This window comes from Helicobacter sp. WB40 (assembly GCF_027859275.1).
Taxonomy (GTDB): domain Bacteria; phylum Campylobacterota; class Campylobacteria; order Campylobacterales; family Helicobacteraceae; genus Helicobacter_D; species Helicobacter_D ibis.
This window is the reverse complement of sequence record NZ_JAQHXS010000010.1, coordinates 13,569-29,977: the sequence shown is the minus strand read 5'-3', so window position 1 is coordinate 29,977 and position 16,409 is coordinate 13,569. Positions and strand designations below refer to the sequence as shown.

11 protein-coding genes are annotated in these 16,409 nt (G+C 31.9%); 8 read left to right on the top strand and 3 right to left on the bottom strand.

The features are described from left to right. The first annotated feature begins 21 nt into the window (after nt 1-21). The 7 genes from alaS (at nt 22) to PF022_RS07595 (ending at nt 8,714) form a co-directional block, all read left to right on the top strand. Nucleotides 22-2,574: an alanine--tRNA ligase gene (gene alaS / locus PF022_RS07625; protein ID WP_271021028.1), complete on the top strand. Its 2,553-nt coding sequence runs from the start codon at nt 22-24 to the stop codon at nt 2,572-2,574. Nucleotides 2,575-2,590: 16 nt separating this feature from the next. Further along, nucleotides 2,591-3,286 carry a putative metalloprotease CJM1_0395 family protein gene (locus tag PF022_RS07620; protein ID WP_271021027.1) on the top strand — a complete coding sequence of 232 codons (696 nt, stop codon included), beginning with the start codon at nt 2,591-2,593 and terminating at the stop codon, nt 3,284-3,286. 144 nt (nt 3,287-3,430) lie between these two features. Beyond that, the gene (locus tag PF022_RS07615) at nt 3,431-3,607 is read left to right on the top strand and encodes a hypothetical protein (RefSeq protein WP_271021026.1); all 177 of its coding nucleotides are present in this window, start codon (nt 3,431-3,433) and stop codon (nt 3,605-3,607) included. Between the two features lies 1 nt (nt 3,608). After that, complete coding sequence (locus tag PF022_RS07610) at nt 3,609-4,253, top strand: hypothetical protein (RefSeq protein ID WP_271021025.1); 645 nt, start codon at nt 3,609-3,611, stop codon at nt 4,251-4,253. Nucleotides 4,254-4,299: 46 nt separating this feature from the next. After that, nucleotides 4,300-6,081: a pyruvate/oxaloacetate carboxyltransferase gene (locus tag PF022_RS07605; protein WP_271021024.1), complete on the top strand. Its 1,782-nt coding sequence runs from the start codon at nt 4,300-4,302 to the stop codon at nt 6,079-6,081. A 2-nt stretch (nt 6,082-6,083) separates the two neighbouring features. Continuing rightward, nucleotides 6,084-7,328: an exodeoxyribonuclease VII large subunit gene (gene xseA, locus PF022_RS07600; protein WP_271023404.1), complete on the top strand. Its 1,245-nt coding sequence runs from the start codon at nt 6,084-6,086 to the stop codon at nt 7,326-7,328. A gap of 78 nt (nt 7,329-7,406) precedes the next feature. Then, the gene (locus PF022_RS07595; protein ID WP_271021022.1) at nt 7,407-8,714 is read left to right on the top strand and encodes an esterase-like activity of phytase family protein; all 1,308 of its coding nucleotides are present in this window, start codon (nt 7,407-7,409) and stop codon (nt 8,712-8,714) included. 1 nt (nt 8,715) lies between these two features. On the opposite strand, the gene PF022_RS07590 is transcribed toward PF022_RS07595, so the two are convergent. Genes PF022_RS07590 through typA form a run of 3 tightly spaced genes read right to left on the bottom strand, consistent with a single transcriptional unit; the run spans nt 8,716 to nt 14,260 of the window. Further along, nucleotides 8,716-10,080, bottom strand: coding sequence for a PhoH family protein (locus PF022_RS07590; protein ID WP_271021021.1), 1,365 nt, complete (start codon nt 10,078-10,080; stop codon nt 8,716-8,718). Next, nucleotides 10,081-12,447 carry a ribonucleoside-diphosphate reductase subunit alpha gene (locus PF022_RS07585; RefSeq protein ID WP_271023403.1) on the bottom strand — a complete coding sequence of 789 codons (2,367 nt, stop codon included), beginning with the start codon at nt 12,445-12,447 and terminating at the stop codon, nt 10,081-10,083. A 13-nt stretch (nt 12,448-12,460) separates the two neighbouring features. Continuing rightward, entirely contained in the window at nt 12,461-14,260 is a 1,800-nt protein-coding gene (gene typA / locus PF022_RS07580; RefSeq protein ID WP_271021019.1) for a translational GTPase TypA, read from the bottom strand. Between the two features lie 129 nt (nt 14,261-14,389). Between typA and PF022_RS07575 the strand changes: the two genes are divergently transcribed. Then, nucleotides 14,390-16,405: a flagellar hook-length control protein FliK gene (locus PF022_RS07575; RefSeq protein WP_271021018.1), complete on the top strand. Its 2,016-nt coding sequence runs from the start codon at nt 14,390-14,392 to the stop codon at nt 16,403-16,405. Nucleotides 16,406-16,409: the final 4 nt, after the last annotated feature.

Sequence of the window (16,409 nt, the reverse complement as noted above, 5' to 3'; positions counted from 1 at the left end):
AATTATTAAAGAAGGTGTTGCATGAAACAAGATGTAAGAAGTCTGTATTTGGAGTTTTTTAAAAATAAAGGTCATCAAGTTTATAGTTCTATGCCTTTGGTGCCAGATGACCCAACTTTGCTATTTACAAATGCGGGTATGGTTCAGTTTAAAGATATTTTTACAGGAAAGATTCCAATACCGCAACCAAATATCGCTACAAGTGCACAACTATGTATTCGTGCTGGTGGTAAGCATAATGACTTAGAAAATGTAGGCTATACAGCAAGACATCATACGCTTTTTGAAATGCTTGGGAATTTTAGCTTTGGTGCTTATTTCAAAGAAGAAGCAATTGCTTATGCATGGGAGTTTGTTACAGAGGTGCTTGGGTTCTCTAAAGAAGTCTTGTATGTAACAATCCATGAAGATGATGATGAAGCTTTTAATATTTGGTGTAAGCATATAGATTCTAGCAGAATTAAAAGAATGGGGAATAAAGATAATTTTTGGCAAATGGGAGATACTGGTCCTTGTGGTCCTTGTAGCGAAATTTTTGTAGATCAAGGTGAAGAGTTTTGCGGACCTGAAGATTACTTTGGTGGAGATGGAGATAGATTCTTAGAGATATGGAATCTCGTGTTTATGCAGTATGAGAGAGATGAGAGTGGGAATTTAAAAAAGCTTCCAAAGCCAAGTATCGATACTGGAATGGGACTAGAGCGTGTAATGGCACTACTAGAAGGCAAAAAGAGCAATTTTGATTCTTCTTTATTTATGCCATTAATTTTAAAAGTAGAAGACATAGTTGGGAAAAAATATATTTATGAGAGTGGAGCAAGTTATAGAGTAATTGCTGATCATGCTAGGTCTGTTGCATTCTTGCTTGCACAAGGTGTGAATTTTGACAAAGAAGGCAGAGGATATGTTTTGCGTAGAATCTTACGCAGAGCAGTTAGGCATGGATATTTGCTTGGTATTAGAGAGCCATTTTTATATCGTATCATAGATGTTGTATGTGATATTTTAGGTGATCATTATAGTTATCTAAGGGAAAAAAGAGAGTTTATAAAGAATCAATGCATAGGCGAAGAGAAGAGATTCTTTGAGACTATTGAAAATGGAATGAATCTCTTTAATAAAGAGCTAGAAAAGCTAGAAAAAGAGCCACAAAACAGACTATTTAGCGGAGAGATTGCTTTTAAGCTTTATGATACTTATGGATTCCCGCTTGATTTAACCCAAGATATGCTAAGAGAAAAGGGATATGGAGTTAATTTAGATACATTTGAAAAATGTATGCAAGAACAAAAAGAGCAAGCAAAGGCGAGCTGGAAGGGAAGTGGAGATATAAGTAATAGCGGAGAGTTTAAAGAATTAATAGCAAAATATAGTAAAAATATTTTTGTTGGCTATGAAAGCTCTGAATCTACTTCTAAGATTCTTGCATTGCTTGATGAAAATTTCAAAGAAGTAACAACGCTAAATGAAAATGGATACGTAATGCTTGATAAAACTCCATTCTATCCTCAAGGAGGAGGTCCTATTGGAGATATTGGAAGCTTGTATGTAAACGATAAACAAGTAGCAATCATAAAAGATACTAGAAAATATTTTGAGCTAAATATATCTACTATTGTATCTAAAGCTCCAATACATGTTGGTGATATCGTTCATGCAGTGGTTGATAATAATAGGCTAGAAATTGCAAAGCATCATAGTGCAACTCATTTGCTTCATAAGGTCCTAAGAGATGTGCTAGGTGAGCATGTAGCACAAGCTGGAAGTTTAGTTGAGCCAAATAGATTGAGGTTTGACTTCACTCATCAAAGTCAGCTAAGCGGTGATGAGCTAGAGAATATAGAAATCTTGGTTAATGAAAGAATACTAAAAGCAAGTAATCAAGAATGCGAAATAATGAATATAGAAAAAGCAAAACAAAAAGGTGCCATGGCACTTTTTGGCGAGAAGTATGGCGAGAATGTAAGAGTGATTACTTTTGGAGATTCAATAGAGCTATGTGGTGGAATCCATGTGCAAAATACTGCTAGTATAGGAAGCTTCTATATTATAAAAGAAAGCGGTGTTAGCAGTGGTGTTAGAAGGATTGAGGCAGTATGTGGCAGTGCTGCATATAAATATGGTAAAGATGCTATAAATGAAATACAACAAGCAAAAGAAGAGCTAAAAGCTCAAGACTTGCTAATGGGTATAAGAAAGCAAAAAGAGCTAATAAAAAGTCTAAAATCAAATAATAGCAACACAACTAATGCAGACTTTAAAGCAGAGGTTATAAACAATGTAAATTTGATAGTCTCTAAAACAGATTTGCATGATATAAAGCCATTAATTGATAATGCTAAAAACAAGTATGAAAAAGTTGTAATTTTGTTAATTAATAATGAAGGTAAAATTGCAGCAGGTAGCAAGAATACAAATGTAAAAGCTGGAGCATGGGTAAAAGAAGTAGCAAGTATTATGGGCGGTGGTGGCGGAGGAAGAGATGACTTTGCTACTGCAGGCGGAAAAGATATAAGCAAACTTGATGAGGCTTTGCAAAAAGCTAGAGAATTTGTGTTAGAATGTATTAATTAACTTTAAAGAGGTGAGTATGCAAGTAGGTTCTAATTTTTCTGGTTATAGTTGGTTTGATGCCTATGCTAAAGATTTTACACAAAAAGAAAAGAAAGTAAGCTATGAAGTAGAATCTACAAGTAAAAAAGAAGATGAAGAACAAGAAAATTATGAATTAGATAAGCAAGATAAGAAAAAAGAAAATACGGAAATGGTAAATGGCAAAGAGCTAGAACCTGATGAAGCAGATTATGTCCGCGAATTAGAGAGGATAGATAGAAATGTAAAAGCCCATGAAAACGCCCATATAGCAGCTGGTGCTGGTGTAGTAACTGGAGGTGCTAGTTATAGCTATACTAGAGGGCCTGATGGAAGAATGTATGCAACTGCTGGTGAAGTGCCAATAGCTATGCAAAAAGGTGATACACCGCAAGAAACTATACAAAATGCAAGAAAAGTCGTTGCTGCTGCTATGGCACCTGCTGACCCTAGTCCGCAGGATTATAAAGTAGCTGCAAGTGCTATGCAAATGGAATCTCAAGCAAGAGTGGAGATGGCACAAGAAACACAAGAAAAACTAAAAGAAGATATAAAAAGAAGAGAAGAAGATAAAAGTGAAAATGAATCTTTAGACAAAAAGCAAAATAGTAAAAATTCTTATGAAATATCTAGCTATATAAAAAATCAAAATAACAACAATATAGATACTCCAAAGCTTGAGATAGCTGGTTAATTACTACAAATTCTTAAAATAATTTACTCCATATATAATATTTTTTTACAAAATGTCGATTTATCACAATATAAATATAATAAAATGGAATGAAGTTTGCTTGTATAATTGCAAGTAAGATTTTTAGATTCTAAGGAGAGAGCTATGGAATTAACTTATGAAGGATATAAACTTTGTAATTTTTTTGATGTTGTAGAAGCACCAAAGAGTAAGGATACAAAGATAAATGATTACAAAAAAAGCTCCAAAAAGGGCGATGTTGTTGTTTTATGCTCTATAAATAATCAAAATAATATGCAAAAAATCATTAAAAAGGCTTAGTATGAATACCTGTGTTATGACTGAAATTAATGAAGCTTTAGAGATTCCAAGACTAAATGACATAACATTGAATGTAATAGATAGTTTTGTAGAAAAGAAGAATCTAAAAAGTGGAAAGTGCAATATTTTTGATGAATTAACAAGTGAAGAGTATATTTTAAAGGGCTGGGAAGCTTTTTGTAGTTTGGTTGATGTTGAAAAGCTTATAAATGGAGAGTTTAAAAAAGCAAGTGAGGAAATAGCAGATATAATAATCCTAAAAGGTGGTCTGTTAAATGGAATCACTCAAACAATACAAAATAAAGATGAGTATAAACCTGTTGCATTTTTCTATGAGATTTCTTTATGGGATGGAGCATATCATAAGCAAAGTTTATTTACTCTGCTTTTTAAAAAGCATAAAAACATTACACTAAAAGATGTTTTTGATGATTTTATGTTGCATTTAGCTAGTGAAGATTTAAATAGCTTTGATAGGGATTCTTATTATGCTATCTTAGATGGAAAGAGAAGCGTTGAAACTCACTTGTTTGAAACATTTGGCAAAGACTATAATTTGAAACTTGATAGAATGTATGGGGTTGGCATATGCAATGAGATTCTATCATATTACAACAGTGCAAAAAGAAAGCACCAACTAGCCTAAAATAAAGCACCCTTTATGATATAATAAATAAAAATGAGGGGTGCAGATGATAAAAATAACAGAAAATAGCCTAAGAGATGGAAATCAATCACTAATAGCTACTCGTTTAAGATTGGAAGATATGATTGAAGCAGCAAAACACTTTGAAGAGGTTGGCTTTCATAGTGTAGAAGTGTGGGGTGGTGCTACTTATGATACTTGCTTGAGATATTTAAAAGAAGATCCGTTTGAGAGATTATCCACTTTAAAAGAAATCTTTAAAATAACTCCAATACAAATGCTACTAAGAGGGCAGAATCTAATAGGATATAGACACTATGCAGATGATGTTGTATGTGAGTTTATAAGGCTTAGTGCCCAGCATGGTGTAGATATTTTTAGGGTTTTTGATGCGTTAAATGATATAAGAAACATCAAAAAAAGTGTAGAGGAAATAAAGAAACAAAACAAACACGCACAAGGTGCTATATGCTACACAACTTCACCTGTTCATAACATTAAAGGATTTGTTGAATTTGGTAAAGAATTAGAAAAAATAGGTTGCGATTCACTTGCTATTAAGGACATGGCTGGATTATTAGAGCCAAATGTCGCATATGAGCTAGTAAAAGCTATAAAAGAAGAGATAAATTTGCCTCTAGCACTTCATACGCATTCCACTGCCGGATTTGCTTTTGCTAGTCATATTAGAGCTATTGAAGCGGGGGTTGATATTGTTGATCTTGCTAATTCTTCTTTTGCTGAAGGAACAAGTCACCCATGTACTCAATCAATGGTAGCTACATTGAGAAATACAAAATGGGATAGTAAATTAGACTTAAAGCCAATGGAGAAGGCAGCAGAGATTCTAAAGAAAAATAGAAGAAAATATAAAAAGTTTGAATCAGAATACAATCAAATTGACACTAGAGTTCTCATAAATCAAATACCCGGTGGTATGATATCTAATATGGCAAATCAACTAAGGGAACAAAATGCACTTGATAAGATGGACGAGGTATTAGAAGAGATTCCTAGTGTGAGGAGGGATTTTGGCTATCCTCCATTAGTTACCCCTTCAAGTCAGATAGTTGGAACTCAAGCAGTGCTAAATGTCCTAACACAAACAAAATATAAAACACTAACTACTGAATCTCAAAACCTAATAAGAGGACTATATGGCAAAACTCCAGCTCCAATTTCTAAAGAATTACTAGAAAAAGTTGAATCTTCTAGCATAATATCAACTAGGCCTGCTGATACTCTAAATGATGAGCTACAAAAGGCTATTGCAGAATCTAAGGATTTTGCAAAGTCTCCTACTGATGTCATCTCATATGCTATGTTTGGAAATATTGCAAAGACATTTTTAGTAGAGAGAAATGAAAATAGACTAGCCCCAGAGGCACTAACTACATTTCAAAGTGATAATGCGCCAATGCCAAGAGAGTTTAGAATAAATATGCATGGAGAGACATATAGTGTAAAAGTTGAGGGGAGTGGTGCAAAAGATCAAGCACTTAGGTCGTTTTTTGTAAGAATCGATGGAGAGCTAAAAGAAGTAATAATAGAAAATGAAAATGAAGATAAAATAGAGACACCAAATAGAAAAGATTCATTGCCTCAAGCACACCTAAGAGGACATATAATATCTCACATGCCGGGGAATCTAACAAAAATCAAAGTAAAAGTTGGCGATAAAATAAAAGAAGGCGATGTAGTAGCAATAGTAGAAGCTATGAAGATGGAAAATCAAATACTTGCAACAATAGGTGGCGAAGTGAAAGAAATATACGCTAAAGAAGGACAACAAATAAGTGCGAATTTAGCAATAATGCTAGTAGAGTAGGTATGAAAATCCTTAGCGTAAGTGAATTAAATGAGCAAATTAAGGCTATATTTGAAGAGAGTTTTTATTATGTAAGCGTGTGTGGTGAAGTTAGTAATTGCGTATATCACACAAGTGGACATGTTTATTTCACGCTAAAAGATAAAGATTCGACTATTAAGTGTGTTATGTTTAAAAGCAATGCTATTAGGCTTAAATTTCAAATAAAAGATGGCAATAGAATTGTTGTATGTGGCTCTCTTGGTGTATATTCCCCAAGGGGCGAGTATCAGATTAATTGTCAGAGTGCTCAAACGCATGGCGTTGGTAACTTACAAGAAGAGTTTTTAAAACTAAAAGATGAATATCAAAAAAAGGGATATTTTGATAATAAAAAGAAGATTCCAAAATATCCTAGAAAAATAATTTTACTAACCTCAAAAACTGGCGATGTAATAAATGATATGAAAATGGTAGCACTTAAAAGAGGATTTGGGGCTAAATTTATTTTAATAAACACAAAGGTGCAGGGCGAAGATGCAAAATGTAGCATAGCCAAGAATATATCTATTGCTGATAGCCTAGAGGCTGACTGCATTATCCTTGCTAGAGGTGGTGGTTCTATTGAGGATTTATGGGCTTTTAATGAAAGAGAAGTAGTTGAGGCTATATTTAATGCTAAAACTCCAATTATCTCTGCAATAGGACATGAGCCAGATTATGTATTAAGCGACTATGTAGCATCTCTAAGGGCACCAACGCCATCTGCTGCAATCTCTATGATAATGCCTGATATTAGTGAAGTTATGATGAATCTAGATTCTATAGCAACTAGATTTAATAGGCATTTTGTAAATTTAATAAATAATAAACAAAAAGATTTAGATACTTATTTAATACGACTAAATGCTTATTCTTTGGATAAATATATAGAAAAGCAGTATCAAAAAATAAACACACTAAAGACCATGCTTGGTTTAAAAATTGCTCATAAAGTAGGCAAATTAGAGAGAAGTCTACCAAGTATTCAAGAGCTAAATGGAATGCTTAAATTAAAAATATCAACATTATCATACAAACTAGAATCCCTAAAGGCAATGCTAGATTCTAAAAATCCAAGCAACATTCAAAAAAAAGGTTATGTATATGCAAAAATAAATAATAAAAGCATAGAAAGCCTAAAAGACATCGAGGTAAATAATACACTAATCTTAGAGGATTTACATGCTTCTTTAGAAGTTGTAGTGAAGTCAAAAAAGCTACTTTGAGATAATTTTTCATTATCTTTAACCTTATTTTACAAACACAATTTACAATCTATTTTAAAATTATTATAAAGGACAATGATGAAAAAGATAGTGTTGTGTGCTACATTATTTAGCACTTTAGTATTAGCTAGAGAATATGAAGCAAATTTAAAAGGTCATATAACAATAGATTCAAAAGCTTATATAAAGCCGCCAAAAGATGCACCAGAGTTTTTTAACACATATGGCAAGTTTGCAAATTTCACAAGAGAGGAAAAAATAGCGTCTTTTGTATCTAAAGGAAATAGGGAGACTGATTATTATCTGCCATTTAACAATCAACCAATACAAGGTCATAGTGGTATTAAGTATGACAAAAATACCGATAGTTATTTTGTATTAACAGATAATGGGCTTGGAAAAAAGCATAACTCATATGATGCAATGCTTTATATGCATAATTTCAAGCTTGACTTTAAAGATTCAAGTTATAAGTTAGTTGAGACTATATTTTTTAATGATAAAAACAAAAAATATAAATATCCAATCACAACTGAAGCAACCAAAGAGAGGTATTTAAGTGGTGCTGATTTTGATTTAGAGAGCTTTCAGATGATTGGTGGTGATTTTTGGGTTGGAGATGAGTTTGGTCCATTTTTATTGCATTTTGATAGAAGTGGCACTTTAAAGGAAGTTTTTGAAGTATATGTTAATAATAAGGAGTTATTAAGCCCAGATAATCCTAAGCTTAAATTTGCAGACCTGCCAGAGGGTAAAAATATGGAGTTTAACATTAAGCGCTCTAGGGGATTTGAAGCTATGGCAAGTTATGGTGATAAGCTTTATTTATTGCTAGAGGGAGGTATTTATAATGGAGATTCTTATGAATCTGTAAATGGAAAAGAGTTTTTAAGAATCATAGAATTTGACACAAAAAGCAAGAAATACACAAATAAGACTTATAAATATTTCCTAGAAGACAAAAGTCATTCTATAGGTGATTTTAATATGATTGATAAGCAATATGGGCTAATAATAGAGCGAGATGGAAAAGAGGGTGTAGCAGATAAGCAATGTATAGGTAAAAACACTGCAAATTGTTTTAATAATGTTGCTAAGTTTAAGAGAATCTATAAAGTAAAGCTAGAAAATGGTGAAGCTAAAAAAATAGGATATATAGATCTGCTAAATATTAATGATAATGATAGAGTGTCTAAAAAACTGCTTGTAAATGGGAGATTTGTTTTTCCATTTGAGACTATAGAGGGAGTAGATATAGTTGATAGCAAACATATAGTAGTAGCAAATGACAATAATTTTCCATATTCTTCAAGTAGAGAATCAAACAAAACAGATGATAATGAATTTATATTACTTGAAGTTTCAGAGTTTTTGAACGCTAAGTAATTTATAAATTATCTTCAAACCAACCTGCAATTTCGCTACGGATAGTATGCTTCAATACTATCCCAGCTATAAAATTATCACACTTAGCCTTTTGTAGTAGGGTGGTTAATCCATTGTGATATTTGTTTAAATATGGGTGGTCTATTTGGTTTATATCTCCTAAAAATACAATCCTAGAATCTTCAGCCATTCTAGTCCCTATAAGCTTGATTGTTGCATTTGAAGCATTTTGAGATTCATCAAAAATTACAAATTTCTTTGCTATGCTAATCCCTCTTGCATGAGCAATATCTAGCACTTCTATATTGTGTTTTTGTAAAAAATATTCTGTGGCTTCTTTGCTAAAGATACTATTAGCTTCACCTCTATATTCTATTTTTTTTGCTAGAGATTCTTTTTGCATTTTTGTTATCATAAAGTTTATGGCACTAAAGAGTGGATACATAAAATAGCTTAACTTTTGATGTTCATCACCTTTTCTAAAACCCAATTCAGCTTCTTTATCATTTGCAGTAATTGTGTTTCTCATATATACTATTCCATCCACTATCCCTTGTTTAAAGAGGCTAATACCAGCTTGCAAAGCCATTAGGGTTTTCCCGCTTCCAGTAGCACCACTGCATATTGTTATTTTGTTGTTTTTATGAGTGAGTAGAGAGTATAGGAATCTTTGTTCTAAATTTATAGGATTTATATATAACTTTTCTTTAGATATTAAATCAAAATCAATTTCGCAAAACTCATTATTAATCTTTAACCCATATCGAATCTTGCCTGTATCATATAGAGATGATTCTGTATTGTCTTGCTCTTTTATTTCTATTAAAGACCAGTTTTTTAGGCAGCAAAAATCATTATCTTTTTCTATATGTTCTTTTGTGTTGTTTTTGTGTATTTTAAAGCTATGAAAAAAATTTAAATCATGCAAAGATTCTGTATTATTATTGCTTAGAGGGTTAGCAGATACTCCACTGCCTAAGGCTTGTATCTTTAATGAAATGTCATTAGTTAGTAATTCTAATTTGTAATCTTTTGCGATTTCTAGGATTCTTGCATCATTTAAACCATAGCTTAAATTATTTGTAGCAAAAGTTTCTCTATTTATTATTTGAATCTTTATTTGCTTATTTTCGTAATCAAAGTAAAAAACATGTATCTTATCTGAATTTATAGGTGATATATTTGCAGATTCATTAATGTAATTTAGCCTTCTAAAAAATTCTCTTGCAAAGTATCCGATTTGATTGTTTAGTTCTTTTTTGGAATCTAGCTCATGTAGAGTTACGCTGGAGATAAAAATATCTCCATTTATTAAAGCTAGATTATTAATATCATCTAAAATAATCGATGTATCAAGTAAAAACACTTATTGACAACCCTCGCACTCTATACTTCTATCCATTGTTTGACTTTCAGAATCCATGCTTTGAGATCTCAGATAATATGTGGATTTTAGCCCTAACTTCCATGCTAGTGTATATATTTCATTGAGATATCTTCCACTTGCTTTATCTATCGTTATAAATATATTTGTGCTTTGTCCTTGGTCCACCCATTTTTGTCTGATTGCTGCTGCTTTTATGATTAGTGTTTGATCTATATCATATGCTGAAGTATAGTAGTTCCAATTATCTAAGCTTAAATTAGGTGCAACAACCGGAATAAGACCACTCAAGTTTTCTTCAAACCACTTTCTCTTATAGATAGGCTCGATAGTTTGAGTTGTGCCAACTAGGATAGAAATAGAGCTAGTAGGTGCAATAGCCATTAAGTATCCATTTCTAATTCCATGAGTTTTTACTTCTTCTCTTAAAGATTCCCAGTCATACACAAACCCAAATAATCCACCTCTATCGACCAGCTTTTTGGCTTCTATATTGGCTTTATCTATTGGGAAGATCCCTTGAGACCATAAAGAGCCAGTAAAGTCATTATAAACACCCTTTTCTTTTGCTAGATTGCAACTAGCATTAATTGTGTTGTAGCTTATTATCTCCATTATCTCATCTATTGTCTCTAGGTGCTTTTGGCTTCCCCATTCAATTTTGTTTTCTGCTAACATTTGTGCTTCACCCATGATTCCAAGACCTATTGCACGATTATTTAGGTTTGTTGTTTTTACTTTTCTGTTTGGATAGAAGTTTAAATCAATAACATTATCTAGCATTCTTACTGCTATTGGTATTACTCTTTCTAAGTCTTCTTTTGTGTGTATTTTTGATAGGTTTATAGACGCTAGATTACACACCGCACTTCTGCCATCTTTTGATTCTCTTTGGGCTATGAATACTCTCTTGCCATTTATGCTATCTGTTGAGCTTATTTTATTTGATGATTTTGTATTTCCACAATCAAGTTTAATTTCCATATTTTCTGGATAGTCTATAAATGTGCCATCTTCAAACTCAACTCTTATAAAGCATTCATTAGGTTCTGTATTTTGAAAGATTTCTGTGCAAAGATTCGAGCTTCTAATAATCCCTGAATGATAGTTTGGATTTGTTCTATTGGCATTATCTTTAAAGCATAAAAATGGAGATCCGACTTCAAAGTAGCTAGTTAGAATCTTTTTCCATAATTCTTTTGCTTTTATTGTTTCTTTTGGGATATTTGGATCATTTTCATATTCTTTGTATCTTGCTTCAAACGCCTCCCCGTGTAAATCTGTCAAATCAGAACAAATAAGAGCATCAAACAAGTTCCACAAACCGTCTTCTGCAACTCTTTTCATAAATAAATCAGGAATCCATAGTGCAGGGAATAAATCGTGTGTTCTCCTTCTTTCTTCGCCACTATTTTTCTTAATATCAACAAAATCGAAAATATCACTATGCCAAGGTTCCAAATACACTGCAATAGCACCTTTTCTAGTACCAAGCTGATCTACTGCTATTGCTATATCATTTGTAATTTTTAAAAATGGTATAACTCCGCCTGCTGCGTTTTTATGTCCATCAATAAAGCTTCCTAAACCTCTAATCTTAGAAAAATCCCAGCCAATTCCACCGCCATATTTACTCAATAGCGCCATTTCTTTATATGAATCAAAAATCCCTTCAATATTATCAGGTGTACTTCCTACATAGCATGAGCTTAGCTGATGTCTTGGGGTTCTAGCATTTGATAGAGTTGGTGTAGCTGCCATTGCTTCAAATTTTGATAGCATATCATAAAACTGCTCTGCCCAGTAGTTAGGATCTTTTTCATTTTGTGCTAAAAACATAGCAATGCCCATAAACATATGTTGAGGTAACTCAATTGGTTTTCCTGTTTTATCCTTTAATAAATATCTATCATATAGAGTTTTTATTCCTAGATATGTAAATTGCAAATCTCTTTTTGAATCTATTTTTAGATTTAATCTATCAAGGTTGAATTTTTCTTTCATGCCTTTTATTATTCTATTTTCTCTCTCGCCTAGCTCTAGGTATTCTTTTAAATGCTTATATCCATTAAAGCCATTTACCCTATGGTATAAATCATACAGAAATAATCTAGCAGCAACAAAAGTCCAGTTTGGTGCATCTACATCTATTTTATCTACAGCAGTTTTTGTTAATGTTTGTTGAATCTCTTCTGTAGTTATTTTATCTCTAAATTGTAACTTTGCATCAACTTCTAATTCACTTTGTGAGACACCTTCTAAGCCAACTACAGAATCTTTTGTATATTTTTGTATTTTTGTTATATCTAATGGCTCTATTCTACCATCCCTCTTTATTACCATAAGCATAACAAGCCCTCCCTTATTTATTCTTTCTTTTTCTTTGCGTTGGATCAAGCACTTTTTTTCTTATTCTTATATTTTTTGGAGTTACTTCTAATATCTCATCTTCTTCTATCCATTCTAATGCTCTCTCTAAATTCAAATCCCTAGGTGGAGTTAGCTTTATTGCATCATCGCTTCCACTTGCACGCATGTTAGTTAGGTGTTTTGCTTTTACTGGATTTACATCTAAGTCATTTTCTCTTGAGTGTTCTCCTATAATCATACCTACATATACTTTTGTTTGTGGTGGTATAAATAATACTCCTCTTTCTTGTATATTTCCTAGTGAAAATGGCGTAGCTTCTCCATTTTCCATAGAGATTAATGCTCCATTGTTTCTAGTCTCTACATTACCACTAAATGGACGGAATTCTAAAAAGCTATTATTCATAATCCCTTCACCTTTAGTATCTGTTAAAAACTCGCTTCTATATCCAATTAATCCTCTAGCTGGAATTTCAAACTCTAATCTTGTATATCCTTCACCCATAGGATTCATGGCTTTTAGTTCTGCCTTTCTTCTGCCTAGCTTTTCAATTACACTACCAGAATAATCTTGTGGAGTATCTATTACTAGCATTTCAAAAGGTTCGCATTTTTGTCCATCTATTTCTTTTACAATTACTTCAGGTCTTGAGATACTAAATTCAAAATCTTCCCTTCTTAGATTTTCTGCTAGGATTGTAATTTGCAATTCACCTCTACCGCTTACTTTAAATTTACCTTCTCCAAGCTCTTCTATTTTCATAGCAATATTTGTTTGCATTTCTTTTTCTAATCTTTCTTTTAGCTTGTTTGCCGTTACATGCTTGCCTTCTGTTCCTGCAAAAGGAGAATCATTAACCGCAAAATTAACACTCATAGTAGGTTCTTCTAGGTGCATAGGATCTAGTGGGATAGGATTATTTGGATCAACTATTGAATCTCCAACATTTATAGAATGGAATCCCGCTAAAGCAACTATATCTCCAGCTTGTGCTTCATTAATTTCTGTTCTTGCTAGTCCATAAAATCCTATTAGTTTTGTAATTTTGCCTGTAACTTTTTCTCCATTACTTTTAGCAAGCATTACATTTTCGCCTTTTTTTATCTTGCCATTAAAGATTCTAGCAATTCCGATTTTTCCAACATAATTATCATAATCTAGTGTAAAAATTTGAATTTGAAGTGGGTTTGTAGATTCTCCGCTTGGAAGTGGCACATGCTCTAAAATGGCATCAAATAATGGTTCGAGATTTTTCTTTTCATCATCTAAGTTTTTAATCGCATATCCATCTCTTGCTGCTGCATATACAACTGGAAAATCTAGTTGTTCTTCATTAGCGTCCATAGCAGCAAAGAGATCAAATACTTCATCTACAACCCTATCTGGTTGTGCTGCTGGTTTGTCTATTTTATTTACAACAACAATTGGCTTAATCCCAAGTCCTAGAGCTTTTTTAACCACAAATTTAGTCTGTGGCATAACTCCTTCTTGTGCATCAACTAAAAGCAAAACGCCATCTACCATTTTTAACACCCTCTCAACTTCACCACCAAAATCAGCGTGTCCGGGGGTGTCTATTATGTTTATTTTTGTATCTTTGTATTTTATAGCTGTGTTTTTAGAGAGAATTGTAATACCTCTTTCTTTTTCTATATCATTGCTATCCATAACTCTTTCATCAACTTGCTCATGGCTTGCAAATGTGCCTGATTGACGCAATAGACCATCTACAAGAGTTGTTTTGCCATGATCGACATGTGCTATTACTGCGATATTTCTAATGTTTTGCATAATTTTCCTTGAGGATTTTTCTAAAAAATGTTCGGAATTCTACAATTAATACAATTAAAAAATTTTTAGAATATTTTAGGAATGATATTTGCTTTTTGGTGAATAGTTTTAATTATCAAAGAGGCTTATATGTTTCCATTATTAGATATAGAAAAAACACAAAAACCTAATAAATTATTAAGCAAAAACACTAATGAAACACAAGAAGTAGAAGGCGAGAGTTTTTCTAGTATATTGCATACAACAATTAACGAATCTGATGATAAAACAAATAAAAAATCATCAAAAAAAGATAAAAAAACAACCATAAAAGAAGATGTATCAGACAAAAAAGATCTAAGCAAAGACAAAAAGTCAAAAAATGATGATAAAGAAATTAAAGACAATGAAATAGAAATAAAACTAGATAAAACAATATTAGATAAAACAAAGAACAAAAAAGATTCCAACATTCAAAATGAGCTTGAATCAAAAATTAAAAATATAACAAATACAAAAGAAGTACCTAAAATACAACATAAAGATAAAGAAATAATACTGCCAAAAAACGAAAAGGAGCTTTTAGAATTCACAAAGCAAACTAGCCTCGAATCTAAACGCACAATCAAAGATGTAGTAGATGAAGCAAATAAATTGAAGCTAAATGTAAAAAAGGCTGATATAAAAATATCCACAGAAAGCAAAGGCGCAAAAAGAGAGATCAAGCATGATTTATTACAAGAATCAGTAGAAAAAAACATAACTCTAAAACAAAGTAGCATAGCAATAATTAAAGATTCTAAAATCACACAAGAATCCAAAAAAGAAACAAATATACTAAATAGCATACTTAATGACAAAGAGCTAATAACAAAATCTAACAATAAAGATTCCAAAAAACCCGAAACAAAAAAAGAAATCAAACAAGAAATTATCCTAGAAGAAAAGCCTAAAATTCTTGATATTAAAGATATAAAAGAAAACAAAGATAATACAAAGCCACAAAATAAAGAAACTAAGCTAGAAAACATAGAAATAAAAAATGAAAAAGAAGTAAAGCCAAATAATCCACAAATCAGCAAGGAAACAGATTCTAAGAAAACCAATAAAAATATAGCAAATGAAATAAAAGAAGAAATCAAAACTGAAAAAGTTACAGCAAAAAATACAGAAATACAAGAAATAAAAAATAAGGATACAAAAGAAGCAAAGATTACAGAAACAAAAGAAGCAGAAAAGAATAAAGTAGAAACAAAAGAGGTAAATAACAAGATAGAAAAACAAGTAAATTTAGAATTTCAAAACATGCAAAACAATAAAGAAATAAAAGATAAAAAAGTAGATATAAAGCAAGTTGGCACAGAGATAAAAGGTGAAGTAAAAGCAGATATAAAGAGTGATAATGTGGTTAGTAAAAAGATAAAAAATGACATAAGAAAAGATGAAGGCAAAGTAAGCACAAATAGCCAACAAGACATTCGCCTAACAAATATAATAAAAGAAGAAATAATTAATCCTACATCATTTAAAGAAGTAAATAAGGATACAAAAGAAGCTGATGATTTTTTAAATAATTTATTAAAAACCGAATCTAAAGCAAAACCACAAGAAGAGGTAGTAAGCCAAAATAAAGAAAAAGAAAAACCAAAAGACAAAGAAAAAGTAAGCAATGAAAGCTATCAAGGAAATATACAATCTCAAAAGCAAGATAATTTTGCAATCAAAAATACATTTTTAAATTTTGGTGATAAACTAAAAGAAGCATTGCAACAATACAAGCCACCAATTACAAAAATATCATTGGAGCTAAACCCAGAGAGACTTGGAAGTGTAGAGCTTACAATTACTAAAAGGGGAGATAATATAAGCGTCCAAATAAGCTCGAATCCTCAAGCACTAAAAATGTTTATGCAAAACAAAGAAGAGTTCAAAAAAGAGCTTAGTAATTTGGGATTCAATGATGTTGTGCTTGATTTTAAGGATATAGAAGGCAATTCTTTATTTGGTGGATTTGGAGATTCAAATCCACACCAACATCATCAAAACCCACAAAATAGGGAAGATGAGCAAAAGAGGAACGAAAATGGCTTACAAGCATACAAAGAAGCAGAAGAATCTAGCTTAGAAGTCTCTAGCATGGATTTAAGCTTTTCATATTATGCGTAAGGAT